General features: G+C 64.1%; 18 protein-coding genes. 9 read left to right on the forward strand and 9 right to left on the reverse strand.

Going from position 1 to position 26,677, the window contains the following annotated elements; all coding sequences use genetic code 11:
- Positions 1 to 346 precede the first annotated feature (346 nt).
- Positions 347 to 541, reverse strand: a complete 195-nt coding sequence (locus tag NKI37_RS17625; RefSeq protein ID WP_245260071.1) for a hypothetical protein — start codon at positions 539 to 541, stop codon at positions 347 to 349.
- Here NKI37_RS17625 and NKI37_RS17630 point away from each other — a divergent pair.
- Together NKI37_RS17630 and pdeM are read left to right on the forward strand one after the other, a co-directional pair.
- The gene (locus tag NKI37_RS17630) at positions 449 to 2,953 is read left to right on the forward strand and encodes a ligase-associated DNA damage response DEXH box helicase (protein ID WP_352791442.1); all 2,505 of its coding nucleotides are present in this window, start codon (positions 449 to 451) and stop codon (positions 2,951 to 2,953) included. The genes NKI37_RS17625 and NKI37_RS17630 overlap by 93 nt on opposite strands.
- Complete coding sequence (pdeM, locus tag NKI37_RS17635; RefSeq protein ID WP_023703455.1) at positions 2,950 to 3,666, forward strand: ligase-associated DNA damage response endonuclease PdeM; 717 nt, start codon at positions 2,950 to 2,952, stop codon at positions 3,664 to 3,666. The genes NKI37_RS17630 and pdeM overlap by 4 nt, the downstream gene beginning before the upstream one ends.
- A gap of 4 nt (positions 3,667 to 3,670) precedes the next feature.
- Here pdeM and NKI37_RS17640 read toward each other — a convergent pair whose 3' ends face one another.
- Entirely contained in the window at positions 3,671 to 4,642 is a 972-nt protein-coding gene (locus NKI37_RS17640) for a quinone oxidoreductase family protein (RefSeq protein ID WP_352791440.1), read from the reverse strand.
- A gap of 94 nt (positions 4,643 to 4,736) precedes the next feature.
- On the opposite strand from NKI37_RS17640, the gene NKI37_RS17645 reads away from it, so the two are divergent.
- Positions 4,737 to 5,615: a LysR substrate-binding domain-containing protein gene (locus tag NKI37_RS17645; protein WP_023726841.1), complete on the forward strand. Its 879-nt coding sequence runs from the start codon at positions 4,737 to 4,739 to the stop codon at positions 5,613 to 5,615.
- A gap of 12 nt (positions 5,616 to 5,627) precedes the next feature.
- Here the strand turns inward: NKI37_RS17645 and NKI37_RS17650 are convergent, their stop codons facing one another.
- Genes NKI37_RS17650 through NKI37_RS17660 form a run of 3 tightly spaced genes read right to left on the reverse strand, consistent with a single transcriptional unit; the run spans position 5,628 to position 10,225 of the window.
- Positions 5,628 to 6,566 carry a dimethyl sulfoxide reductase anchor subunit family protein gene (locus NKI37_RS17650; protein ID WP_352791438.1) on the reverse strand — a complete coding sequence of 313 codons (939 nt, stop codon included), beginning with the start codon at positions 6,564 to 6,566 and terminating at the stop codon, positions 5,628 to 5,630.
- A 3-nt stretch (positions 6,567 to 6,569) separates the two neighbouring features.
- Positions 6,570 to 7,298: a 4Fe-4S dicluster domain-containing protein gene (locus NKI37_RS17655; protein WP_023681970.1), complete on the reverse strand. Its 729-nt coding sequence runs from the start codon at positions 7,296 to 7,298 to the stop codon at positions 6,570 to 6,572.
- Entirely contained in the window at positions 7,295 to 10,225 is a 2,931-nt protein-coding gene (locus NKI37_RS17660) for a molybdopterin oxidoreductase family protein (protein ID WP_352710370.1), read from the reverse strand. Before NKI37_RS17660 ends, NKI37_RS17655 begins: the two co-directional genes overlap by 4 nt.
- 278 nt (positions 10,226 to 10,503) lie before the next feature.
- On the opposite strand from NKI37_RS17660, the gene NKI37_RS17665 reads away from it, so the two are divergent.
- Positions 10,504 to 11,412: a LysR substrate-binding domain-containing protein gene (locus tag NKI37_RS17665; RefSeq protein WP_023696707.1), complete on the forward strand. Its 909-nt coding sequence runs from the start codon at positions 10,504 to 10,506 to the stop codon at positions 11,410 to 11,412.
- Here the strand turns inward: NKI37_RS17665 and NKI37_RS17670 are convergent.
- The 4 genes from NKI37_RS17670 to NKI37_RS17685 form a co-directional block, all read right to left on the reverse strand.
- Entirely contained in the window at positions 11,405 to 12,661 is a 1,257-nt protein-coding gene (locus NKI37_RS17670) for an Hsp70 family protein (protein ID WP_352791436.1), read from the reverse strand. The two genes, NKI37_RS17665 and NKI37_RS17670, sit on opposite strands and share 8 nt — an antisense overlap.
- Before the next feature lie 176 nt (positions 12,662 to 12,837).
- Positions 12,838 to 13,629, reverse strand: a complete 792-nt coding sequence (locus NKI37_RS17675; RefSeq protein WP_023736135.1) for a TIGR02186 family protein — start codon at positions 13,627 to 13,629, stop codon at positions 12,838 to 12,840.
- Positions 13,629 to 14,552 carry a sulfite exporter TauE/SafE family protein gene (locus NKI37_RS17680; RefSeq protein WP_023669608.1) on the reverse strand — a complete coding sequence of 308 codons (924 nt, stop codon included), beginning with the start codon at positions 14,550 to 14,552 and terminating at the stop codon, positions 13,629 to 13,631. Before NKI37_RS17680 ends, NKI37_RS17675 begins: the two co-directional genes overlap by 1 nt.
- Positions 14,553 to 14,745: 193 nt before the next feature.
- Positions 14,746 to 18,756 (reverse strand): peptidoglycan-binding protein, encoded by a 4,011-nt coding sequence (locus NKI37_RS17685; protein WP_352791434.1) that lies wholly within the window; start codon positions 18,754 to 18,756, stop codon positions 14,746 to 14,748.
- Between the two features lie 479 nt (positions 18,757 to 19,235).
- Here NKI37_RS17685 and NKI37_RS17690 point away from each other — a divergent pair, with 479 nt between their 5' ends.
- From NKI37_RS17690 to NKI37_RS17710, 5 genes are all read left to right on the forward strand, one after another.
- The gene (locus NKI37_RS17690) at positions 19,236 to 19,694 is read left to right on the forward strand and encodes a MerR family transcriptional regulator (protein ID WP_023669610.1); all 459 of its coding nucleotides are present in this window, start codon (positions 19,236 to 19,238) and stop codon (positions 19,692 to 19,694) included.
- A 274-nt stretch (positions 19,695 to 19,968) separates the two neighbouring features.
- A complete protein-coding gene (locus tag NKI37_RS17695; RefSeq protein ID WP_023681963.1) occupies positions 19,969 to 21,777 on the forward strand; it encodes an acyl-CoA dehydrogenase in 1,809 nt (602 codons plus the stop codon).
- 232 nt (positions 21,778 to 22,009) lie between these two features.
- A complete protein-coding gene (locus tag NKI37_RS17700) occupies positions 22,010 to 23,179 on the forward strand; it encodes an acyl-CoA dehydrogenase family protein (protein WP_352791432.1) in 1,170 nt (389 codons plus the stop codon).
- A 31-nt stretch (positions 23,180 to 23,210) separates the two neighbouring features.
- Complete coding sequence (locus NKI37_RS17705; protein ID WP_023669613.1) at positions 23,211 to 24,419, forward strand: acetyl-CoA C-acetyltransferase; 1,209 nt, start codon at positions 23,211 to 23,213, stop codon at positions 24,417 to 24,419.
- Positions 24,420 to 24,442: 23 nt separating this feature from the next.
- Complete coding sequence (locus NKI37_RS17710) at positions 24,443 to 26,662, forward strand: 3-hydroxyacyl-CoA dehydrogenase NAD-binding domain-containing protein (RefSeq protein ID WP_352791430.1); 2,220 nt, start codon at positions 24,443 to 24,445, stop codon at positions 26,660 to 26,662.
- Positions 26,663 to 26,677 lie beyond the last annotated feature (15 nt).

Consider the following 26,677-nt stretch of genomic DNA (forward strand, 5'->3'; position numbering starts at 1 on the left):
ACCCCTCTCGCAGGAGTTGGGTGTCTCTCCCCCTTGAGCGACGGGCGCCCGCTGCTGTGGCGCGCCACCCGCCAGATCGTCGCCTCTCTGATCGCGACCATCTTTCCTCAACCTTCCTTGGCGGCCCTGCGCCAAAAACTCCATGCCTTGCGATATCGCTGGCGTGAGCCACCACGAAAGCGCAAGTTTCAGTCCATGCCAAAGCTATCTTACCGCCTATGCCGTTCACGGGGAGAAGGTGCCCGAAGGGCGGATGAGGGGCGGCGCCAGCGATTGAAAGCTCGCGCTGTCCCTCACGTGCCTGCCGGCATCCTCTCCCCGTACGGGGTGAGGGCAACTCACCCGATCACCTTTTGTTCCGATTTTCCTTGGCGATCGCGCGCCGTCGCGCTACCTCTTTCGCGTGACCGAGCAGCCGCGCCTTGCCAAACAAAATGCCGCCGTCCTTCTGCCCGAGCCATTCATCAGATGGTTTGGCGAAAAAGGCTGGTCGCCGCGCGCTCACCAGATCGAGCTGCTGGCGAAGGCTCAAGCCGGGCAATCGGTGCTCTTGATCGCACCGACCGGCGCCGGCAAGACACTGGCCGGCTTCTTGCCATCGTTGACCGAACTGGCCAACCGCCCCAGACGCAAAGCCGGTATGGCACGGCGCGGCATCCATACGCTCTACATCTCGCCGCTGAAGGCGCTGGCCGTCGACATCGAGCGCAACCTCGGCAAGCCGGTGGAGGAGATCGGCCTGCCCGTCACCATCGAGACGCGCACCGGCGACACGCCTTCCCACAAGCGGCAGCGCCAGAAGCTGGCGCCGCCCGATATCCTGCTCACCACGCCCGAGCAATTGGCGCTGCTGATTGCGGCCGGCGATGCCGGGCGCTTCTTCGAGGATCTGCGCTATGTCGTGCTCGACGAGTTGCATTCGCTGGTGACATCGAAACGCGGCCATCTGCTGGCGCTCGGGCTGGCGCGGCTGCGCAGCATCGTGCCCGGCCTGCAGACGATCGGTCTGTCGGCAACGGTGGCCGAGCCCGACGAGTTGCGGCGCTGGCTGGTGAGCCAGAATCCGCCCAAAGGCCTGGCAAGTCCCGATATGTCTGAGCTCATCGTCGTAACCGGCGGCGCGAAGCCCGAAATCTCGATCCTCGATTCGGAAGAGCGCGTGCCATGGGCCGGCCATTCGGCGCGCTATGCGACGCCGGAAATCTACCGCGAGATCAAGCGCCACAAGACCACCCTGCTGTTCGTCAACACCCGCAGCCAGGCCGAGCTGCTGTTTCAGGAATTGTGGCGGGTCAACGAGGATACCTTGCCGATCGCGCTGCATCACGGCTCGCTCGATGTCACCCAGCGCCGCCGCGTCGAGAAGGCGATGGGAGACAATGCCTTACGTGCCATCGTTGCCACCTCGACGCTCGATCTCGGCATCGATTGGGGCGACGTCGATCTGGTCGTGCATGTCGGGGCGCCCAAGGGCGCCAGCCGGCTGGCGCAGCGCATCGGCCGTGCCAACCACCGCATGGACGAGCCGTCGAAGGCGATCCTCATCCCGGCCAATCGTTTCGAGGTGCTGGAGTGCCGGGCAGCGCTGGACGCCAACTATCTGGGCGCCCAGGATACGCCGTCGCTGGTCAATGGCGGGCTCGATGTGCTGGCCCAGCATGTGCTGGGCTGCGCCTGCGGAGCGCCGTTTCGCGCCGACGATCTCTACGAGGAAGTGCTGACAGCAGCGCCCTATGCCAGCCTCGACCGGCCGACATTCGACCGCGTCATTGATTTCGTCGCCACCGGCGGCTACGCACTGAAGAACTACGAGCGCTACGCCCGCATCCGCCTCAACAAGGACGGCATGTGGCGGGTCTCCAATCCCCGCGTCGCGCAGCAATATCGGCTGAACGTCGGCACCATCATCGAGGTGCCGGCGCTCAATGTGCGTTACGTCAAGGCCGGCAGCAAAGGCTCGGCTTCGCACGGCGGCCGGGCTCTGGGCAAGATCGAGGAGGCCTTCCTCGAAACGCTGACGCATGGCGACACCTTCATGTTTGCCGGCAAAGTGCTGCGCTTCGAAGGCATCCGCGAGAACGAATGCTTCGTCTCGAATGCGCCGGGAAGCGACGCCAAGGTTCCTTATTATGGCGGCGGCAAATTTCCGCTTTCGACTTACCTCGCCGAGCAGGTGCGCGCCATGCTGGACGACCCGCAGCGCTGGAAGAAGCTGCCCGAGCAGGTATCGGACTGGCTGCGGTTCCAGGCCAACAAATCGGTATTGCCCAAACGCGACGACCTCTTGATCGAGACCTTTCCGCGCGGCAACCGTCACTATCTCGTCGCTTATCCTTTCGAGGGCAGGCTGGCGCACCAGACGCTCGGCATGCTGCTCACCCGCCGGCTGGACAGGGCCGGCGCCAGGCCGCTTGGCTTCGTCGCCACCGACTACGCATTGGCCATCTGGTCGCTGGGCGATATGGGCGCGATGTTCAAATCGCGGAAACCTTCGCTTGGCGCTCTGTTCGACCAGGACATGCTGGGCGACGACCTCGAGGCTTGGCTGGCCGACAGCTGGCTGCTCAAGCGCACCTTCCGCAACTGCGCGCTGATTTCAGGCCTGATCGAGAAACGTCACCCCGGCCAGGAGAAAAGCGGCCGCCAGGTCACCGTCTCGACCGATCTGATCTATGACGTGCTGCGCAGCCATGAGCCCGACCACATCCTGCTGCAGGCGACGCGCGCCGACGCGGCGACCGGTCTGCTCGATGTCAGCAGACTTGCCGACATGCTCTCGCGTATCCAGGGTCGAATCGTGCATAAGGCACTCGAACAGATATCGCCGCTGGCCGTGCCGATCATGCTCGAAATCGGCAAGATGCCGGTGAACGGCGAGGCCGACGAAACGCTGCTGATGGATGCCGCGACTTTGGTCGAGGAAGCCATGGGTCCTGGGATGGTTGAGGAATGAATTTTTCGCTGGCGCGGGCATCGCTGATCGCCGAGGCCGACTTTGTCGGCATCGCGGGCGAGCGCGCGATCTGTGATTCGCGCGGCGTGCTCTATTTCCCCGATCTGAGGCTGCTCGCGGTCTCCGACCTGCATCTGGAAAAGGGCTCGTCCTTCGCCAGGCGCGGCGCACTGATCCCGCCCTACGATACCGGCGCCACTCTGCTCCGGCTGCAGGCGGTAATCGCGGACTACCAGCCGGCCATCGTCATCAGCCTGGGCGACTCCTTCCACGACGGCGGCGGCGCCGAGCGCATGCATCAAACCTTCCGCGATCGGCTGGAAGCATTGATGGCCGGCCGCGACTGGTTCTGGGTCGCCGGCAACCATGACCCGGAAGCGCCGGCGGATTTGCCCGGCGAGACGGTGCGCGAACTCGCCATCGGCTCGCTGCTGTTCCGCCACGAGCCGTCGAAGATAAGAACCGAGGGCGAAGTCGCCGGCCATCTTCACCCTTGCGCCCGCATCGTCCAGCAGGGCCGCTCGGTGCGGCGGCGCTGCTTTGCCGGCGATGGCGGCCGCATGATCATGCCGGCCTTCGGCGCTTATACCGGCTCGCTCAACGTGCTCGACCGCGCCTATGCCGGCCTGTTCCGCCGCGAGACGTTGATAGCCTATATGATGGGCGCCGCGCGCATCTTCGCCATTTCCGGTTCGATGCTGCGGCCGGGCTGAGTTTCTACGGTATAAGCACGGTTGCGCCTGTCGTCTGCCGTGCTTCGAGCCGGCGATGCGCCTCCGCCACTTCGGCAAGCGGCATGCTTGTGTGCACCGGGATTTTCACTGCGCCGCTGAGCACGACGCTGAACAGCTCCCCGCTCATGGCGACGACGTCCTCACGTCTGGCGAGATGATGGAACAGCAACTGCCAGGTGGCGAAGAGCGAACCCTTCTGCATCAAAAGCATGATGTCGAAGGGCGGGATCGATCCCGACGCCGTGCCGAAGCTGACGAAGGTGCCGAACGGCCGCAGGCAGTCGAGCGAGGCCGGGAAGGTCGCGTTGCCGACGCCGTCATAGACGGCGTGGCAGCCCTCGCCGTTGGTGACCTCTTTCACCCGTGCGGCGAAATTCTCTTTGCTGTAGTCGATGACATGGTCGCAGCCATTGGCGCGCGCAAGTTCGGCCTTTTCGGGTGAACCGACCGTGCCGATGACGATGGCGCCGAGATGCTTTGCCCATTGCGTCAGGATGAGGCCAACGCCGCCCGCTGCGGCATGCACCAGAATTGTATGGCCCGCCTCGACGCGAAACGTGCGACGCAGCAGATATTGCGCCGTCAGCCCCTTCAGCATCATGGCCGCGCCCGTCTCGAAATCGATGGCGTCGGGCAGATGCACGACGAAATGCGCCGGCACGATGCGTTCTTCGGCATAGGCGCCGAGGGTCTCGACATAGGCGACTCGGTCGCCAGGCGCGAAGCCGCTGACGCCTTCACTGACGGCGACGATTTCGCCTGCGCCTTCATTGCCGGGAATGAATGGCAGAGCGGGCGGCGCGTATTCGCCGGTGCGAAAATAGATGTCGACGAAGTTGAGACCGACCGCCCGGTTGCGCACGCGCACCTCGCCCGGTCCGGGCTGGCCGATGTCGACATCTTCGTAGGCGAGCACATCTGGCCCGCCATGGCGGTGAACACGGATCGCTTTCATGGTTTTCTCCCCTGCGCTGTTCTCTTGAGTGTGAGATAGCGCGTGGCGGGATATCATCGTAGACTGATACCTATGACATCAGAGTTCAAACAAAATGATATCTGAGCAGATCGGCCTCGACCTTCTCCGCACCTATGTCGCGGTCTGCCGGCAAGGTAGCCTGAGCAGGGTCGCCGCGCAGACCGGCAAGACCCAATCGGCGATGAGCATGCAGATGCGCCGGCTGGAGGGCCTGCTCCAACGGCACTTGTTCCAGCGCACCGGCCGCGGCGTTGTGCCGACTGCGGAAGGCGAGCTCTTTCTGGGATACGCGACCCGCATCCTCGCTCTCGGCGATGAAGCAGTGGCGCGTCTGCAGCAGGCTAGCATTGGCGGCGGCGTGCGTATTGGTCTTGCCGAAGAGGTCACCACGGCCGCGCTTTCGGCCGCGCTTGGGCGGCTGCATCGCACCTATCCCGACATCAGCCTCGACGCGATGGTCGAGCACAGCGTCGCGCTGGGACGGCTGTGGAGCGAGGATGCGCTGGATGTCATGATTGCCCCGACATCCGTCGTCGCGGCCGATGCCGTGACGACATGGAACGTCGAACTGCAGTGGGTCTGCGCCCAGGATTATGTGCTGGACCATGACCGGCCACTCGATCTCGCCGCCTTCGGCGCAACCTGCCCTTGGCGCAGGCGGATGATCGAGGCGCTGGTCGCCGCCGGCCGGGAGCACCGGATCGCCTTGTCATGCCAGAGCGTCACCGGCCTTCAGGCTGCGATCGAGAACGGACTGGGCGTTGGACTGCTTCCGCCCGAATCCGTGCGCACCGCTTCGATGCGGGTGCTGAAGACGTCAGCCGGCCTGCCCGAGCCGCTCACGGTCCAATACGGCCTTTACGCGCACGACCGCAGGACAGCTGTAATCGATGCCGCGATCGAAATCCTGCTTAAGGATTTGCCGGCGGCGCCACGAGCACGGGCCGCCTGACGGCGGGACGCTCTACCGGCCGTAATAGAGGGTGACGGTGTGCTTGGCCTCGGCGAAGAACAGCCAGCGCTCGACCAGCATGCCGGCGAACTGGACGATTGCCGCAAGCACCGACAGCACCGCTGCGAATGGCCAGGGCAAAGCGAATGAGACAGAAAGCAGCAGCAGGGCAGGCAAGGCGAAAGCCAGCAACTGCGTGATCAGCCGCAGCTTTGCGCCATGCTTGCGCGCGATCCGAAAGCCCATTTCCTTGAGCAGGTAGTTCTCCTCGGTGTGCGGCCATTCCAGCGAGCGCACCGTCCCTCCGGCGAGGCCTGTCGCCGTGTTGGCGGTGGTCGCGATCTCCAGCGCGTCATTGTATCGCCACGTCGCCAGCTTCCAGCCCCAGCCGAGCAAGGTCAGCAGCAGGGCGGCTACCGCAACGGCGGTCGGGCTGATAGCGAAAGCCTGCAGCAGCGCGTTCAACAGCACGCTGCCGGTCATCGCCGAAAAGATGAGATAGCCCGGCAGCGTATACGGGCTATGCCACTGCGCGATCGGCTTCAGCGAGGCATAGATCATGCCGGTGGTGCAGACGGTGACGATTGCGCCGATAGTTGCGAGAAACCCGGCGATGGCCATCCAGCCTCCGGTGCGGCCAAAAAACACCCAGCCGATGCCGAACAGCCCGGCGGGAATGAAGGTTGCGACCGACGATACACCCTCGCGTGACAGCCAGGAGCTACGCCATTGCGAAAAGGCGCGCCAGGCGCGTTCGGGCCGGCCGAGATGGCCGGTCGACGACAAAAGGCCGGCGGCAATCAGGCCAAGCGCCAGCCCCATGCCGATAAGGCCGAGCCAGAAATGGGCCGGGATAAAACCCAGTCCGCCAAGCACGCCGAGCAGCGCCAGCAGCCCATAGCCCGCTCCTGTAGCAGTGGTGAAGAAAACGACGGAAAAGGCTGGATGCATTGGTCAGTTCGAAAGCATGCGGTCGATCCAGCCAAGAAAACCGCCTTCGACCGTGACTGGCTCGAGCCTTGGCGCCGGCACCGATGCGGCGCGCTGGGCGCGCGGCGGCAGATATTTGTTGGTCGGCTTGTAACCCATCTCCGGCATCAGGTCGACGCCGCCACGCTCCGCCACCAGTTGCGATACCGCCGAGGTGGGATCGCCGAGGTCGCCGAAATGCCGGGCGCTGGTCGGGCAGGCGGCAACGCAGGCCGGCACGCGGTCTTCCTCGGCCAGATTGTCGTTGTAGATACGGTCGACGCACAGCGTGCATTTCTTCATCACGCCGACGTCGGTATCGAATTCGCGCGCGCCATAGGGGCAGGCCCAACTGCACAGTTTGCAGCCGATGCATTTGCTTTCGTCGATCAGCACGATGCCGTCCGACGCCCGCTTGTAGGACGCGCCGGTCGGGCAGACAGTGACGCAGGCAGGCGTCTCGCAATGCAGGCAGGAGCGCGGAAAGTTGACCGTGCGCCCGCCCGCCTCGGTCGTGTGCTCGTAGCTGTGCACGCGGTTGAACCAGACGCCGTCGACACGGCCGCCATAGGGGTCGATGTCGGTCAGTGGCGCCATGTGGCCGCCGGTGTTCCACTCCTTGCAGGCGGTGACGCAGGCCTGGCAGCCGACGCAGGTGTCGAGGTCGATGACCAGGCCAAGCTTCTTGTCTGTATGGGCGGGAAGGCAGGTCATTCCACAGCTTCCCTATGGACGCGGAACTCGGCGCCGAAGCGAAGGATGTCGGGCGATGGCTCGACATTTGGCGGCTGGCTGAAGCGCTCGAATTGCGGCTCGGTGAAGCCGGCTTCTTCGGAGGCGCATTTGACGATGCGAACCCTGAGATCGAACCACGCCGCCTGGCCGGTGACCGGATCGGAATTAGAATAGCGTTTACCGTTCGCATCGGCCGAGGTCTGGTCGCCGATGATGTGGTTGAGCAGGAAGCCGCGATTGCTCTCGGCGGCGTTGTCCTTCAGCCCCCAGGCGCCGCGCCTTTTGCCGATGGCGTTCCATGTCCAGACCGTATCCGCATTGACGCCGTCGACCAGCTTGATCTGCCCCTTCACCCGGCCGTTGATGCTTTCGATCCACACCCAGTCGTCGTCGGCCAGGTCGAGAACTGCCGCGGTCTTGTGGTGCACGAACAGGCGGTTCTGGCTGGTGATTTGCCGCAGCCACGCATTCTGCGAGCCCCAGGAATGATACATGTGCATAGGCCGCTGCGTCAGCGCATGCAGCGGGTATTTCTGCGGATCGACCGCGGCCTCTCCGAACGGCGTAAACCAGAACGGCAGCGGATCCATATAGGTCTCGATGCGCTGGCGTTCGCTCTCGGGCGGCTGGACGCGACCATGACCGCGCGCGGCGAGGCGAAAGCGCTGCATCGGTTCGCAATAGAGCTGGAACACGATCGGCTCGGCCTTGGGGATGAACCCCATCTGCTCCGCGAAGTCGAGATAGGAGCGGTTGGCCATCTTGTAATAGCGCTGGTCCTCAGCAAAGTCCTGGTGCCAGAAGCCGCCATTGTCGATGTAGCGCTGCAGCTGGTTTGGGTTGACCTCGCCCTTGCCTGCAGACGTGCCGTCCTTGCCGCGCCAGCCTGCGAGCGGGCCGATGCCGGGCGTGCGCTCGTGATTGACGATGTAGTCGGCATAGTCGCGGTATTTCGCCACCCCATCGTCGTTGACGAAGCAGGGCAGGCCGAGCCGGGCGCCGAGTTCGATCAATACTGACTGGAACGGCCTGACGTCGCGGTTGGGTTCGACGACGGGATGGCGGATGGCATCGCCTGGTCCGTCGGCATGGCTGATAGGCCGGTCGAGCAGGCTGATGCAGTCGTGACGTTCGAGATAGGTGGTGTCGGGCAGCACCAGGTCGGCGAACGGCACCGTCTCGGAATAATAGGCGTCGGAATAGATGATGAAGGGGATCTTGTAGTTGCCCGCTTCGTCATGGTCGGTGAGCATGGCAATGGTCTCGACGGTGTTCATCGAGGAATTCCACGCCATGTTCGACATGTACATCATCAGCGTGTCGATCGGGTATGGGTCGCCGGCCCACGCATTGCGGATGACCGTATGCATCAGCCCATGCGCGGCGAGCGGCGCATCCCAGGAATAAGCCTTGTCGATGCGGAGCGGCGTTCCGGCCTCGTCGACCAGGAGATCGTCCGGCCCGCAGACGAAGCCGAGCGGCATGCCGTCGAGCGGCGTCATCGGCTTGACCACCTTGCCGGTCGGCTTCGGTCCCGGCGGCGCCGAGCGCGGGTAGGGCGGCTTGAAACGGAAGCCGCCGGGCACGTCCACCGTGCCGAGCAGCACCTGCAGCAGGTGGATGGCGCGGCAGGAGTGAAAGCCGTTGGAGTGGGCCGAGATGCCGCGCATGGCATGCATCGACACCGGCCGTCCCTTGATCGTCTCGTGCCGTCGTCCGGCCCAGTCGGTCCACGCAACCGGCAGTTCGATCGTCTGTTCGAAGGCGACGTGGGCGAGTTCGGCAGCGATCCGGCGGATGGTGTCGGCCGGCATGCCGCATCGTGCCGCGACCGCATCGGGTGCGTAGCTGTCGTCCATGTAGCGGTCGGCGATAAGCCGGAACACCGGCACGCAACGGCGGCCGGCGAACGTGAAGCTGCCCGTCAGCGCCGGTTTCGCATCCGCATCGGCTGCGTTGACGGTTGTCTTCGCCACTCTGTCCCAGGCGAGAAGATTGTTGTCGCTGTCGCGCAGGAACAGCCCGTCGTCCGCCGCACCCGGCTCCTGGACGACCAGCACATGGGCGTTGGTGTAGCGCAGCAAATAATCGAGATCGACGCGGCCTGCCTTCAGCAGTTCATGGATTAGGGCTAAGACGAAGAGGCCGTCGGTGCCGGGCCGGATCCCGATCCAGTCGTCGGCAATGGCGTTGTAGCCGGTGCGACAGGGGTTGATCGACACCACCTTGGCGCCGCGTGCCTTGAGCTTGCCGAGCCCGATCTTGATCGGGTTGGAATCATGGTCTTCGGCGACGCCGAACAGCATGAAGTATTTCGTGTTGTCCCAGTCGGGCTCGCCGAACTCCCAGAACGAGCCGCCGATCGTGTAGAGCCCGCCGGCGGCCATGTTGACCGAGCAGAAGCCGCCATGGGCGGCGAAGTTCGGCGTGCCGAACTGGCTCGCCCACCAGCCGGTCAGCGATTGTGACTGGTCGCGCCCGGTGAAGAAGGCAAGCTTTTTGGGATCGGTCCGGCGGATATGCGATAGCCGCCCGGTCGCAATCGAAAGGGCTTCCTCCCATTCGATCTCACGGAATTCGCCCGAGCCGCGCGGGCCGCTGCGCAGCAGCGGCTTCTTCAGCCGCGCCGGGCTGTAGTGCTGCATGATGCCGGAGCTGCCCTTGCCGCAGATCACGCCGCGATTGACCGGATGGGCCTTGTTGCCGTTGATGTAGCGGACCTTGCCGTTCTTGATATGGACGTCGATGCCGCACCGGCAGGCGCACATATAACAGGTGGTCTTGGCGATGCTGTCGGAGGTAGCGGGCGAGGTGTCGACGCCGTCGCCTTCATCCGGCGCGCGCGTGTCGGCAAGCGGCCGTTGCGACGGTGCGGAATTGGCCCCGCGCGGCGCAGCGGGGTTCATGATGCCGGCGTGCTTTTGCTACCTGCGAATTTGGCCCGCGTCTTTGGTCCGGGGCCACGCATAGAGTGTTCTTCAGGATGATAGCGGTCGCCGGCCAGCCGCCGCCTGAGGCCACGGGTCCAATGCGCAAACAGGGATCTGAACCGCCCGATCATTTTGTTGGCTGCGATTTGTTGGCGAATTTTTTCTAACTTCGGCAAAAAAAGTAGAATTAAACTATCGATCCGTCTAATCAGTTGTTCTTGTAAATTCGATCGGAATTGGTTCTTAATGCACACATGACGCTGGACCAGTTGCGCATTTTCGTTGCCGTTGCCGAACGCGGCCATATGACCAAGGCGGCAGAGCTTTTGGGCATCTCCCAGTCGGCGGCGTCGGCCGCCATCCGCGCGCTCGAAGAGCAGCATGGCGTTCATCTGTTCAACCGTGTCGGCCGCAACATCGAGCTGGCTCAGACCGGCCACCGTTTCCTGCCCGAGGCCAAGGCGGTGCTGGAACGCGCCGCCGCCGCCCGAAATGTGCTGGAGCATGTCTCGCAGACGGTCGCCGGCAGTCTGTCCATCGCCGCCAGCCTGACCATCGCCAGCTACTGGCTGCCGCGCCGGCTGGCCTCTTTCCACGAGGCCTACCCGGCGGTGCGCTTGAGCGTCAGCATCGGCAACACCAGGCAGGTCGAGGCCAATGTGCTCGACGGCACCGCCGATCTCGGTCTGGTCGAGGGGCGCACCGAGTCAGACATCCTCCGCCGCACCAAGGTCGACGTCGACAGGTTGATGCTGGTCGTCGCCGCCTCGCATCCCGAAATCGCCGAGATCGCGCCGGGCCGCCCGGATATCAGAGGGCTGCGCTGGATCATCCGTGAGGGTGGTTCGGGCACGCGCGAGGTGCTGGAGGACCTGGCCCGCCGCGAGGGGATATCGCTTGGCGACCTGCAGATATTTCTGGTGCTGCCGAGCAACGAGGCGGTTCGCCAGGCGGTCGAGGCCGGCGCCGGCGCCACCATCATCTCGGACCTCGTCGTCGGACGCGCCGTCGCCGAGGGCAGTCTCCGGTCGGTGCCGCTCGAACTGCCGAAGCGCGACTTCGCCATGATCACCCATCGTGACCGCCAGGCAAGCCTGGCCCAGATGGCGCTCAAGGCGCATCTCGGCGCTGAGGGCGGGAACCGCATCGTGAGCTCTAGCTAAACTTCCGCTGTGCATCCAGCGCCAGGCCAAGGCCGACCGAACCGAACATGTCGCCCTCGATAACGGCGGCTTGCGGCACCAGCGACAGGATTTCGCGCCGTGCCAGCGGGATGGCGGTCGAGCCGCCGGTGAGGAACACGGCGGTGATGTCGGACGCTTTCACGCCAGCATCGGCAATCGTCTGCCGCACCGTAGCGGACACCCGCTCGATGTCGGCGGCGATGGTCTCTTCCAGGCCGGTCCGCGAGATCTCGGCGGCGAAACCCGCGCCGGGCAGTGCCACCGTCACATCAGCCGAAGCCTGATCTGTCAGCGCGATCTTGGCTCGTTCGACCAGGCCGGCCAGCGCATGGCCGTAACGGTGCTCGACAATATGGATGAAGCGGTCGACAAGGTCGGCGCGGACGGCCTCGAAGCGGATCTGCCTCAGATGCGTCATCGCCTTGGCGGTGTAAACGAGGTTGATGCGTTGCCACGTCGCGAGATCAATGAAATAGCTCGCCGGCAGGTTGCGCTTGCCGTCTTTTGTGGGCGAGAGATAGCCGAGCTTGGGCATGACATGGGCGATGCTGAGCAGCCGGTCGAAATCGGTGCCGCCAATATGAATGCCTCGGTTGGCGAGGATGTCGTCCTTGCGGTCGCGTGAGCGGGCGCGTTGCGGCGAAACGCGCACGATCGAGAAGTCGGACGTGCCGCCGCCCATGTCGACGATCAACGCCAGTTCCTCGCGCTTCACGTCCTGCTCATAGTCGAGTGCTGCCGCAATCGGTTCGAACTGGAAGGCGATGTGCTTGAAGCCTTGCGCGCGCGCCGCTTTTTCAAGCTCGCTTTGCGCCTTGGCATCGGCTTCCACATCGTCGTCGACAAATTGCACCGGCCGGCCGAGCACAACGTTCTCCACCGGAGCGCCGGCATCTTCCTCAAGCCGCTTCTTCAAATGGCCGACGAACATGCCGACAATGTCGATGAAACCGATCTGCCGGGCCTTGATCCGCGTCTTCTCATGCGCCAGCGAACTGCCGAGCACGCTCTTCAGCGACCGCATCAGCCGGCCTTCGATGGCATCGGTGTAGTCGGCAATGGCGCGGCGGCCGAAATAGGTGTGACCGTCCTCGAAGTTGAAGAAAACCGCGCTTGGCAATGTCGGCTGTCCGCCTTCCAGCGCCACCAGCCGTGCCTGGCCGTTGCGGATCACGCCCACCGTAGAATTGGACGTGCCGAAATCGATGCCGCCAAATGCCTGGTGCATTGCAGCCTCCTGTCATTGGGTCGTCGCTGTGGCAGGCGTCCGCAAGGCGCGCGCCGTCCAGAGGCCTGACCGTTCTGCCGAATGATTGTGCGTGTAACCCGAGGGTTGGGAGGCGGCGGTCTATCGCAAGACTGAGAAAAGGGGAACCCCCTTTCCCCGGAAATGGGTCGTGCGCGTCAATCCCTGCGGAAGATCAGCCTGCCCAGCCAGCCGGTGATCATGGCCAGCGACACGGAGAAGACGCCGTAGAGGAAGGAGTAATCATGCGCGACGCGGAAGATCGACTGTTCGAAACCCGATTTGCGGATTTCGAGCTGGGCCGAGCTTTCCTTGAGGAACAGACCGCTCTTGAACAGGAACGCGCGGGCTTTATGCGTTCCAACCGGGACATTGGGCGCCAGCCGCACCGTGGCGCGAAACAGGTTCTGCGACAGGAACTGCACGCCGCCGACATTCTCGCTATAGAGGCCGGTCGCCGCCTTGCGCTCGCGCAGCGCCACGGTGAATTCCTCGATCGTCGCCGGACTGTCGGTTACGTCGGCCGGTTGCATGTAAAGGTTGGAGGCGCCGAGCGACAGCTGCTTGTAGCTGTTGGGTTCGGTGATGTCCTGCAGCGGCCGCGTCGTGGCGACGGAGTAGGATACCGGCACGTTCTCGAAGGTCTCCGATTCCAGGTTGACCCAGACGCCGAGCACGCGGTCCTTGCGGCGCACCACCACCGGCCGCGGCGGGCCTTCGAGCACGACGATGACGTCGTAGCGCCCCTGTCGCGCGACCAGCGGGTCGGGGTTTTCCAGCGAACCGAAAATGGTCAGGTCGGCGCCGGAAAAACCGGCGGTGATCGACACCGCGTCGGTGGAGAGACCGATCTGGATGCCTTCCGGCAAGGGGTTCGGCGATTGCGCTGCGGCCGGCAGAGCGACGGCGATAAGCAAAGCGGCGGCCGAAAAAATCCCCCACCGCGGCATCAGTTCAGGCCCGCGGCGGTCAGCGAATAGAGGTTTGGCGGCGTGACGAAGAGATCGATGGCAAGCCGGATGGCAACCGCCAGCACCAGCAGCGCCAGCAGTGCCCTGAGCTGTTCGCCGCGCAGCTTCTGTCCTGCCTTGGCGCCATATTGCGCGCCGGCGACGCCGCCCGCCATCAGCAGGAAGGCAAGCATGACGTCGACTGTCTGGTTGGTGGTGGCGTGGACCAGCGTGGTGTAGGCCGAGGTGAAAATGATCTGGAACAGCGAGGTGCCGATAACGACGTTGGTCGGCACTTTCAGGAGGTAGATCAGCGCCGGCACCATGATGAAGCCACCGCCGACACCCATGATCGACGACAGGAAGCCGATGCCGGCGCCGAGCCCCAGCACCGGAATGACGCTGACGAACAGCTTCGAGGCCCTGAAGCGCATCTTCAGCGGCAGCCGGTGGATCCAGTTGTGCTGGCCGGATTTCTTCAAGACCGGCGCCGCACCGCTGCGCGTCGCGCGCAGCGCATTGACGCTCTCGACCAGCATCAGCCCGCCGACGGTGCCAAGCAGCACGACGTAAAGCAGTGAGATAAACAAATCGAGCTGGCCGAGCCGACGCAGGAAGGCAAAGACGAAGATACCGCCGGTCGAGCCGACGATGCCGCCGGCCAGCAGCACCCCGCCGAGCTTGAAGTCGAGCGTGCCGCGCTTCATGTGCGACAGCGCGCCGGAGAAGGAGGAGGCGATAACCTGGTTGGCGCCAGTGGCAACGGCGATTGCCGGCGGGATGTTGTAGAAGATCAAGAGCGGCGTGATCAGAAAGCCGCCACCGACCCCGAACATGCCCGACAGGAAACCCACCGCCGCGCCCATTGCCAGCAGCACGAAGACGTTGACGGAAATTTCCGCGATCGGGAGATAGATGCCCACCCGTCAGTCTCGATCAGTTTGCCTGTCGGCGATTGCAGCCATTCCAGGGCATTGTCGCACCGAAAAACCAATTCTTTCTTGCACCGCCGGGGCAGTGGGATCAAACCCCGCCGCCCTACCGAAACAAAAAACATCTCAAGCAGTTAACAGGCAAATGTATGGCAAGGGCGTCGCGTTAGCGACGCATCTGCCGTTATTTGTGCGCCAGCAGCGCCTTCACCAGCTTTTCGTCGATTTCGCCGGTCGCCTGCATCTTGTTGTCGGTCTGGAAAGCCATGATTGCGGTCTTGGTCTTGCCGCCCATCACGCCATCGGCGCCGCCGGCATCGTAGCCGTTCTTGTTGAGGATGAGCTGGATGTTCTTGACCGCCTTCTTCATGTCGACGCTGGCGGTGGTCTGCGGCGTGCCTTCCTGCCAGGATTCAGGAATGTCGGCCGAGTTGGACGCCGGGTCGAGCGGCTTCGGCTTCCACAGTTCCGTGGCGGCGCGCGCCCGCTCCAGCTGTTCGGGGCGCAGCGCAGTGGCGACTTCGTCGCGCTTTGCAGCCGCATCCTTGTCGCCGGTCTTGGCGACGAGCGCGAACCATTTGTAGGATTCCTCCAGGCTCTGCTTCATGCCGACGCCCTTTGCCGCCAGGATGCCGAGATTGAACTGGCTGTCCTTGACGCCGACATCGGCCGCCGCCTGAAACCAGTGCGCGGCCGATTCATTGTCGGTCACGCCGTCGGCGGCCATGGCAAACAGAACGGCCAGATTGTGCATGGCGCTGGCATTACCCTGCGCGGCGGCGAGCTGGTAGAAGGTCTTTGCTTTCTTGACGTCGCGCGTGACGCCGATGCCCTTCTCGTAGAAATTGCCGATGCGGTATTCCGCCGGTGCGAAGCCGAGCTCGGCCGACTTTTCGTACCATTTGGCCGCTGCCGCCATGTCTTCCTTGACGCCGCGCGATTCAGCATAGCGCGAACCGAGCTCGAACAGCGCCTTGGCGTCACCGCCGGCAGCCGCGTCGCGCAAGGCTTGCGGTCCGGCATCGGCCGGAACGTCTATCTTGGCCACGACAGGTGCTACCGCGGCATCAGCCGGCGGAACGGCGCCGGTAGTATCCGAGGCCGTCGTATCCGAAGCCGAGGGCGCCACGACGGCGGCCGCAGGCTGCGCGTCGGCAGCCGCCGGTTCCGCAGTGGCGGTGGTCGGCAGCATTGCATTTGGCGTGGGGGCCGGATCGGCCAAAGCCATCGGCGCTGGCGCGGGCTCCACCGCCGGCACTTCGGGCCCAGCGACCGAGGCCGCATTCATTGGCGCATCGTTGCCAGCTGCCGGTTCCGTGGGCTCCGCCTGCCTGACGATCCGGGCCGGCACGTCCTGCACGGCCACCTGCTGTTCTGCCTTGGGTTGGCTGGCAGCGTTGACCGAGGCAGTCTCGACCGGCTGCGAGGCGACGATCGGCGCTGTATCGTTGCTTGCGACCTCGACCGGGTCGGCGAAGAAGGCCTTGCCCAACTGGAGGCCGGCAAGCGCCAGCATGATCGCGACCGCTCCCATCAGGATCGGCTTGCGCCGCGCCTTGAGCAGGTCGCCGATACGAAGCGCCTTGACCGGGCCCTTCATGGTGGACTGGCGTTTCAGTGCGTCGGCCTCGGCGGCCGCGGCTTGCGCCGCGCGTCTGGCAGCGGCAATGAAGTCGGATTTCGATGCATCGCCGGGGTTTTGGCGCACCGGCGGGCCGCGCTCGTCGCGCACGCGCTTCATGATGGCGTTGAGGTCGGGCGCGCCGGAGCCCGGCTCCAACGGCCGGTTGGCGAGCTTCGGATCGAGCGGCTCGTCGAGATCGACGCTCGGCATGTCGACATTAGGCCCCGAGCCGGCAAGCGGCGGCATGTCAGCCGGCTTCTTGCCCCTGAAGGCGCGCGCCAATCCACCGAACAGCGACGTCTTGGCCGTGGCTTCGCCTTTCTCGGCAATCCTGTCGGAACCGAGCGCTGCCTGGGCAGCGGCCGCGGCAGCCTCGGCTGGCGAGCGCCGCACGGGTTCGCTGCCCATGACCGGGTCGCTACGCGTACCCAGGTCGCTACGCGTACCCGGGTCGGCGCGCATATCCGGCTCGCTGCGCATGATGGCGGCGGCGCGGCCGTCGAGATCGGCCATGTCTCCGGTCAGCGGCAGCGGCTGGTCGATATCCATCGATGGCGCGTCCTGCACCGAAATCTTGGAGGCGCGTGCAGCGCGGGCCCGCCGCGCCGGCTCGGCCTGGGCATCCAGAAGCTCGCTCACCGCCTCGGCCGGTTCGCTGGTCTCCAGCGAGCCCAGACGATCGACGATCTTGAGCAACGTGTCGTGGATAGCCTCGAATGTCCGTGAATTGCGCTCGTCCGAACGGCGCGTCAGCGCTTCCAGCGTCTTCAGATCCTGAGCAAGGCCGGTAACGGCCGCGGTGTTGGCGTTGGAATCTGCTAGCGAGCGCACGGCGCTCTCGGCCGCTTCCCGTGCCGCGCCCATGATGGATTCGCGGGTTCCGGCCAGCGACTTCTCGATTTCGTTGAGGCGCGGGCTGATGTCCTCGAATTCCGGCAGCGGCGTGCCGGGCTTCGACAGATGCGCCGATAGGCCGGAGACCTGCGCCTCGAGGCTGCGGATCAGTGCCGGATCGATGCCGGCGACCTGCGCGGCCGACGATTCCAGCCTGCTTGAAATGTCTTCGAGCCGGCTTTCCAGGCCACGGATCGCCGCCTCGTTGGCAGGATCGGGAATGCGCGTCTCCATGCGTTGGGCGAGCGCGGTGAAGCGTGCGTCGATGGCGTCCATGATGCCGGCGCTGTCAGCCTGCGGCTGGCGCTGGTCCAGCCGGTCGGCAACCTCGTCCAGCCGCCGCTCGAGATCGCGAAACAGCATGTTGCCCTGTTCGATGGCGTCGCCCTGCCGGCGTTCCATCATGCCCGACAGCACGTCGAAGCGCTGTTCCAGACCCTGGAAGATATAGTCGGCGTCGGGCATCGCCGGGGCGCGGTCGATCTTGTCGGCGATCATCGCGATCTGCTTGCCGAGGCGCTCCATCGCCTGTTCCGGCAGATTGGCGCGGCCGGCAAGCTCGTCGACCCTGTTCGACAGCGTGCTGAGACGGTCGAGAACCTCGCCGCTCGGACGAACCTGCACGACTTCCTCGATCTGCTGCGCCAGCGAGGCGATCCGCTTCTCGATGCGCTCGAACGGTTCGGGGTCGAAGGAATTGGCCTGTGCGGCGACGGTGGAGGCGACGATGGCGCGCGAAATCTCATCGAGCCGTTCGTCGATCAGGCCAAGCGTGTCGCCGCCGCGGTTGCTCTGCTGGCTGACGAAATGATCGACGGCGCCGGCAAGCGTGCGCACCTTTTCTTCCATCGAGCGCAGCGACAGCGATTCCGGCAGATTGTGGACCGCATTGCTGATCTGTTCGAGCCGGTCGGTCAGGGCCGAAAATCCGGGGCCGTCGGCGCGGTTGCGCTGGTCGGCGTCGACACGGTCCTCGAACGCGCTCCAGCGGCGGTCGAAATCGTCCCAGCGGCGGTCGACCTTCAGCACGCTTTCCTCGCGCGCCAATGTGTCGAGCGCCGTCTTTACCTGCTCGAGCTCGAGCCGCAGCATGTTGACGCTTCGGTCGTCGCTCTTCTCGGCCAGCGTCTGGATGGCGCCGGACAGCCGCTCGAATTCGACGCCGAGTTCGGCGCTGCCCTTGCCGGGCAAGCCGCCTGCCTGACCACCCGATTGGTTGCTCGCCTGGAAGGCCCGTTCGATGTCCTTGCGCAACGCGGCGAATTCGCGCTGCAGGCCGGCCGTCATCTGATGGCGCAGTTCCTCGCGCAGGCCACGCAATTCGCCGGCGATCTTGCCGACCACGGCGACGCTGTCTTCCTGGCCGCGCACGCGGTCGATGTCGCGCGCGATCGCCTGATAGTTCTGGTCGAAGGCGGCCGTCACAGGGCTTTTCGGCCGCGGCGCGGGCTGCGGGTCCTCGTACCAGCGCGGCGGCGGGGCGTAGGGCTGGGCACTTGCGTAGCGCGGCTCCGGAGCGGGCCGGCGCGGATCGAAGCGCTCGGCGGCGTCCTCGCGCTTGCGCTCCAGCCGCTGCTCCAGCGTTTCCAGCGAGCGGTTCAATTCGTCAAGCGTGGTGTTCGGCCTGCGCGGCCTGCCGGCGTTGAGTGTATCGAGATAGGACCGCTTGCTGTTCATCGATGCGTCCGTTTTTCAGAATGGCCGGCTTGCTGCCAGTTTCCCAAGTCCTTGTCGGGAACGAAGGCGGCCGCGCGGCACTGCTGCGGCGGAAGACGAGCTTCCCGGGCCAGGCCCGCTCTCCGAAAAACCGTGAAAAATTCGCTACAGGATAAACACGGGTGACCGACATCCGCACATTTCACCCATCGTGGTAAACAAGGTGTTAACCAAGCTTAAGAAGTTACGGCATTGCTGAAATACAGGCGGTGCCCGTTCGGACCCGGCGCCGGGGGTGCGGCATAAGGTTTCGCAATCCCAGAACGCCCTTGCGTCATGCGACGGCTATCGTTATAGAATTGACGTAAACGTAAGAGGGGCGCCGTTCGTGCCTTTTGCGATGAATTAGTTGAAACCACGACTGGAAGCATGCCCCCGCTTCCACTCAGGCGTTGCAAGGTCCGAGACCGCGATGCCACGACAGGGGAAAGCCAGTGACTATGAAACTTGTTTCGCCCGGCGAAGCCGCGGCCAACACCAACAATATGTCTGCCGAAGCCAGTGAGGAGCTCGTGCGCATCGGCGAGATGGCCAAGAAATACGGCGTGACGCTGCGCACGCTGCGTTTCTATGAAGACAAGGGCCTGCTCAATCCGAAACGCGATGGGGCAACGCGCCTCTACACGCGCCGCGACAAGGCGCGGCTGAAGCTGATCCTGCTCGGCCGCAAGGTCGGGTTCTCGCTGCGCGACGTCAAGCAGATGATGGATCTCTACGATCCCACGGGATCCAACACCAAGCAATTGCGGCTGGCTCTCGACAAGTCGGAGAAGCAGCTAGCCCGCCTGCAGAAGCAGCGCGCGCTGATCGACGACGCCATCAACGAGCTGAGCGGCTCGATGTCGGCCGTGCGCCAGATGCTGTCCGAGCGTTCGGCCCCGGCCAGCGCCGCCAGCTGATTTTGCTCCGCAGCTCCCGGCGAAAGCTTTGAACTTAAGAGCCGCGCGGCCGCCCGCGCGGCTCTTTTTGTTTGACCCCCCTCGCTTTGCACAAAGCCATGCACCGCTCGTGCCGATAGGCTGGCATAGGTAAATTTTGTCCCGGCGACAAAATTGACGTTTACGCAAACGTCAATTTTTGCTATCCCGCTTTCAACATTGGCCCGCATGCCGCCCCAACCTCATGTTTCGGGGCTCGATCTCGCGGCCAAGACCCGCATGGTGGAGGAAACACATGCCGATCTACAGGGCGCCGGTCCAGGACACGCTGTTCGTGCTCAACGAGGTGCTGGGTTATCAGCGCTACTCCAACCTTCCCGGATTTGCCGACGCGACGCCCGACGTTGTCGAGGCGATCCTCGCCGAAGGCGCCAAGCTCGCCGAAAACGTTATGCATCCTCTGAACCGCGTCGGTGACATGGAAGGCTGCGTGCGCCATGAGGACGGCTCGGTGACGACGCCGAAGGGCTTCAAGGAAGCCTACGACCAGTATCGCGAAGGCGGCTGGATGGGACTGGCGGCGCCCGTCGAGTTCGGCGGCCAGGGGCTGCCCTATGCCGTGCACACCGCGGTTGCCGAATACATGGTTTCGGCCAACATGGCGCTGATGATGTATCCCGGCCTGACGCAAGGCGCTATCGCTGCGATCATCACACACGGCACCGACGAGCAGAAGGCGACATGGCTGCCGAAGCTGGTCGAGGGGTCCTGGACCGGTACCATGAACCTGACCGAGCCGCATTGCGGTACCGATCTCGGTCTGCTGCGCACCAAGGCGGTGCCGAACGGCAACGGCACCTACAAGATCTCAGGCCAGAAGATCTTCATCTCGGCCGGCGAGCACGACATGTCGGAAAACATCGTCCATCTCGTGTTGGCCCGCATCGAAGGTGCGCCGGCAGGCGTGAAGGGGATCTCGCTGTTCATCGTGCCAAAGCTGAAGCTCGATGCCTCGGGCAATCCGGGCGAGAAGAACACGCTCTCCTGCGGGTCGATCGAGGAGAAGATGGGCATCCACGGCAATTCGACTTGCGTCATGAATTATGACGAGGCCGAAGGCACGCTGCTCGGTGAGGCCAATGGCGGCCTGAAGGCGATGTTCACGATGATGAACGAAGCCCGCCTCGGCGTCGGCCTGCAGGGCCTGTCGCTGTCCGAGATCGCCTACCAGAACGCGGTCTCCTACGCCAAGGACCGGCTGCAGGGCCGCTCGCTGTCGGGCGCCAAGGCGCCGGACAGACAAGCCGATCCGATCATCGTCCATCCCGACATCCGCCGCTCGCTGATGACCATGAAGGCCTTCAACGAGGCCGGCCGCGCGCTGGCGCTGTGGACGGCGATCAAGTCCGACATCGCCCACCGCTCCGCCGACGACAAGGATCGCCAGGCGGCCGACGACTATACAGGCCTGCTGACGCCGGTGATCAAGGGCGTGCTCACCGACAAGGGCTTCGACCATGCCGTCATGGCGCAGCAGGTGTTCGGCGGCCACGGCTATATCGAAGAACACGGCATGAGCCAATTCGTGCGCGATGCCCGCATCGCCATGATCTATGAAGGCGCCAACGGCATCCAGGCGCTCGACCTTGTCGGCCGCAAGCTTGGCCTGAATGGCGGCCGCGCAGTGCAGGCTTTCTTCAAGGACGTCGGCGAGTTCTGCGAGGAGAACCGTGCCGACGAGAAGCTGGCGCCGTTCACCAAGGCGTTGAAGAAGGGCCTCAACGATCTGCAGGCGGCGACGATGTGGCTGGTGCAGAACGGCATGGCCAAGCCCGACAATGCCGGCGCCGCATCCACCGACTACATGCATCTCTTTGGCCTTGTGGCGCTCGGCTACATGTGGGCGCAGATGGCCAAGGCCGCGCTCGGCAAGACCGGCGCCAATGGCTCCCAATCTGTCCACGAAAATGGGGCTTTCTACGACAACAAGGTGGTGACGGCGCGCTTCTTCATGGAGCGGATCATGCCCGAGACATCGGCACATCTCGCCCGCATTTCCAGTGGTGCGGACACGCTAATGGCGCTGCCTGCGGAAGCGTTCTAGAAATGGCTGGCGTCCCCCTCCCCCTTGAGGGGAGGGTGGCCCGAAGGGCCGGGAGGGGTCCTTGCGTGCAGTGCGCCGGCTGGTTGGCGCTTTGGTAGGAGATGATCGCAATGCCCCAAACCCGCGTCAATTCCGAAGATAAGGTCGAGCACGTCATCGGCGACCCCACCCGACCGCTTCGCGGCCACCCTCCCCTCGAGGGGGAGGGGGACGTTGGCGCGGGAGAAACGGCATGACAAATCCAGCCGAAGTTCTCTCCTTGCCGAAGCCCGCCTGGGCGGCGGACGAAGTCGGCATGCTCTACGACATGGCGCATCGCTTCATGTCGGAAGAGATCGCGCCGCGCTACGACGAGTTCGAGAAGAACGAGATGGTCGACCGCGAGAGCTGGCGCAAGGCAGGTTCCGCCGGCCTGCTCTGCGCCTCGATGCCGGAGGAATATGGCGGCTCCGGCGGCACCTTCGCGCATGAGAGCGCCATCATCGAGGCGATCGGCCATGTCGGCGTCGACGGTTTCGGCATCGGCCTGCACAATGCGATCGTTGCCCCTTACATCCTTCATTACGGCTCCGAGGAGCAGAAGAAGAAATGGCTGCCGAAGCTGGCAACCGGCGAACTGATCGGCGCCATCGCCATGACCGAGCCGGGCGCCGGCTCCGACCTGCAAGGCGTCAAGACGCGCGCCGAGAAGGACGGCAACCAGTACAAGATCAACGGCTCGAAAACCTTCATCACCAATGGCCAACTGGCCAATTTCATCATCGTCGTCACCAAGACCGATCCGGCCAAAGGCGCCAAGGGCACCTCGCTGATCGTCGTCGAGGCCGACGAGGCCGAAGGCTTCGAACGCGGCCGCAACCTCGACAAGATCGGCCTGAAGGCCAACGACACGTCGGAGCTGTTCTTCAATGATCTGCGCGTGCCGACCTCGAACCTGCTTGGCCACGAAGAGCGACAGGGCTTCATCCAGCTGATGCAGCAATTGCCGCAGGAGCGCCTGCAGATCGGCACCGGCGCGATCGCAATGATCGAGCGCGCGCTTGCTCTGACCATCGACTACGTCAAGGACCGCAAGGCCTTCGGCAAAGCGATCATCGAGTTCCAGAACACCCAGTTCAAGCTCGCCGAACTGAAGACCGAGGCCACCATCGGCCGCGTCTTCTACAATGATTGCGTCACCCGCCACATCAATGGCGGGCTGGATCCGGTGACGGCGTCGATGGCGAAATACTGGCTCTCGGACCTGCAGGGAAAAGTCGTCGACGAATGCCTTCAATTGCATGGCGGCTATGGCTACATGAATGAATATCCGATCGCCCGCATGTTCCGCGACGCCCGCGTCCAGCGCATCTACGGCGGCACCAACGAGATCATGAAATTGCTGATCGGCCGCTCTCTCTGAGAGCGACGTCGGCAAAGCAAGGAGCAAGCAAATGGCTGAAGCTTATGTCTATGACGCCGTGCGCACACCGCGCGGCAAGGGCAAGAAGGATGGCTCGCTGCACGAGGTGCCGGCGGTGCGGCTTGCGGCCAGGACGCTTGAAGCGTTGCGCGACCGCAACGGCCTCGACACTGCAAACGTCGACGACATCATCTTCGGCTGCGTCGATCCGGTCGGCGAAGCCGGCTCCGTCATTCCGCGTGCCGCCGCCTTCGAGGCCGGCTACGATAACAAGGCGCCGGGCATGCAGATCTCGCGCTTCTGCGCCTCAGGCCTCGACGCCATCAATTTCGGCGCCGCCAAGATCGCTCAAGGCGCCGACGAGATCGTCATTGCAGGCGGCGTGGAATCGATGTCGCGCGTCGGCATGGGCGCCTCGGGCGGCGCCTGGTTCATGGACCCGTCCGTCGGCCTGCCCGGCTGGTTCGTGCCGCAAGGCATTTCGGCCGACCTGATCGCCACCAAATACGGTTTTTCGCGCGACGACGTCGATGCCTATGCGGTCGAGAGCCAGAAGCGTGCGGGCAAGGCCTGGGCCGATGGCCGTTTCAAGAACTCCGTCATACCGATCAAGGACCAGAACGGCCTCACCATCCTCGATCATGACGAGCATATGCGGCCGTCGACCGACATGCAGTCGCTGGCCTCGCTCAACCCGTCCTTCGTCATGCCTGGCGAAATGGGCGGCTTCGACGCGGTCGCCGTGCAGAAGCATCCGGAAGTCGAAGAGGTCAACCACGTCCACCATGCCGGCAACTCGTCCGGCATCGTCGATGGTGCGGCCGCCGTACTGCTCGGCTCGAAGAAGGCCGGCAAGACGATGGGCCTGAAGCCACGCGCCCGCATCCGCGCCTTTGCCAACATCGGCTCCGAGCCGGTGCTGATGCTTACCGGTCCGGTCGACGTCACCGAGAAGCTTCTGAAGCGCGCCAAGATGAAGCTGTCGGATATCGACCTGTTCGAGCTTAACGAGGCCTTCGCCTCGGTGGTGCTGCGCTACATGCAGGCATTCGAAATCCCGCACGACAAGATCAACGTCAATGGCGGCGCCATCGCCATGGGCCATCCGCTCGGTGCCACCGGCGCGATGATCCTGGGCACGGTGCTGGACGAGCTCGAGCGCCGCGATTTGAACACCGCTCTGGTGACGCTCTGCATCGGCGCCGGCATGGGCACCGCAACGATTATCGAACGCGTCTGATTTTCGGCCGGAAGGAGAGAGACATGAATTATACAAACTTCACGGTCGACACGGACGCAGACGGCATCGCGATGGTCACCTGGAACATGCCGGACCGCTCGATGAACGTCTTCACCGAAGAGGTGATGAACGAGCTCGACAAGATCATCGACCAGGTGGTGGCCGACGCCGCCATCAAGGGCGCGGTGATCACCTCGGGAAAGGACAGCTTCTCCGGCGGCGCCGACCTGACCATGCTGCAGAAGATGCTGGCCGTATTTGCCAAGGAGAAGACCAAGGACCCGGAGAAGGCGGCACAGCTTTTGTTCGACAATGCCGGCCGCATGGGTGGCTTGTGGCGCAAGCTCGAAACGTCGGGCAAACCTTGGGTCTCGGCGATCAACGGTACCTGCATGGGCGGCGCGTTCGAGCTGTCGCTGGCCTGTCATGGCCGCGTTGCCGCTGACTCCGAAAAGGTCAAGATGGCCTTGCCGGAAGTCAAGGTCGGCATCTTCCCCGGCGCCGGTGGCACCCAACGCGTGCCGCGCCTGACCGACCAGCAGCAGGCGTTGCAGATGCTGACCACCGGCCAGACGCTGTCGCCGCAGAAAGCCAAGGCGATGGGGCTGATCCACGAGATCGCCGAACCCGGCAAGCTGATCGAGACCGCCAAGGCGATGATCAGGAACGGCCTGAAAGCCGTCCAGCCCTGGGACGAGAAGGGCTTCAAGCTGCCTGGCGGCCAAATCTATACGCCGGCCGGCTTCAATCTGTGGCCGCCGGCCATCGCCATCCTGCGCCGCGAGACCTACGGCAATTATCCGGCCGCCGCGGCCATCCTGAAATGCGTCTATGAGGGCCTGCTAGTGCCGTTCGACACCGGTCTGCGGATCGAACAGCGCTATTTCACCGAAATCATGCAGTCGAAGGAAGCAGCAGCGATGATCCGCTCGCTGTTCGTGTCGCTGCAGGAGCTCAACAAGGGCGCCCGCCGCCCGGCCGGCGTGCCGGAGACCAAGTTCAAGAAGATCGGTATTCTCGGCGCCGGCTTCATGGGCGCCGGCATCGCCTTTGTCACCGCCAAGGCTGGCATCCCGGTCGTCCTGCTCGACCGCGACATGGCGTCGGCCGAAAAGGGCAAGACGCATTCCGACAGCCTGATCTCCGATCAGGTCAAGAAGGGCCGCGTCAAGCCCGAGGAGAAGGACAGACTTCTGTCGCTGATCACGCCGTCGGCCGACTATGCCGATCTCGCCGGCTGCGATCTGGTGGTCGAGGCGGTGTTCGAGGATTCGGCCGTCAAGAAGGCTGCCACCGAGCAGGCCGAAGCCGTGCTGAAATCGTCAGCGGTCTTCGCCTCCAACACCTCGACCATCCCGATCACTGCACTGGCCAAGAATTCGGCGCGGCCGAAGAATTTCGTCGGCATCCACTTCTTCTCGCCGGTCGACAAGATGATGCTGGTCGAGATCATTTTGGGCAAGAAGACCGGCGACAAGGCGCTGGCCACCGCGATCGATTTCGTGCGCGCCATCAAGAAGACGCCGATCGTCGTCAACGACACGCGCGGCTTCTACGTCAACCGCTGCGTGCTGCGCTACATGTCGGAAGCCTACAAGATGCTGATCGAAGGCGTTCCGGCGCCGATGATCGAGAACGCCGCCAAGGCCGCCGGCATGCCGGTCGGCCCCCTGGCGCTGACCGACGAGACGGCGATCGACCTTGCCCAGAAGATCATGAAGCAGACCATCAGGGATCTCGGCGACAAGGCCGTCGACCCCAGGCAGATGGCGTTGATCAACACGCTGGTCGACACCCATGGCCGCTTCGGCCGCAAGAACGGCAAGGGTTTTTACGACTATCCCGCCAAGCCTGCCAAGAAGAAGCTGTGGCCGGGCCTGAAGGATCTCTATCCGCAGCTGGAGGCCGAGAAGGTCGACTATGAGGAACTGCAGCAGCGCCTGCTGGTAACCATTGCGCTGGAAGCGGCCCGGGTGATGGAGGAAGGCATCGTCACCGATCCGCGCGAGGCCGATGTCGGCTCGATCCTCGCCTTCGGTTTCGCGCCATTCACCGGCGGCGCGCTGTCCTATATCGACGGCATCGGCGCCAGGGAGTTCGTCAGAATAGCCAAGGGCCTGCAGAAGAAATACGGCGCCGAGTTCAAGGCGCCAAAGCTGCTGCTCGACCTGGCCGAGAAGGGCGAGACCTTCTACCAGCGCTTCGATCCCTATGCGAAAGGCGAGGTGAAGAAGGCCGCTTGAGCTAGCGCCCCATGT

The organism is Mesorhizobium sp. M0626 (assembly GCF_040320665.1).
In the GTDB taxonomy this organism is placed as follows: domain Bacteria; phylum Pseudomonadota; class Alphaproteobacteria; order Rhizobiales; family Rhizobiaceae; genus Mesorhizobium.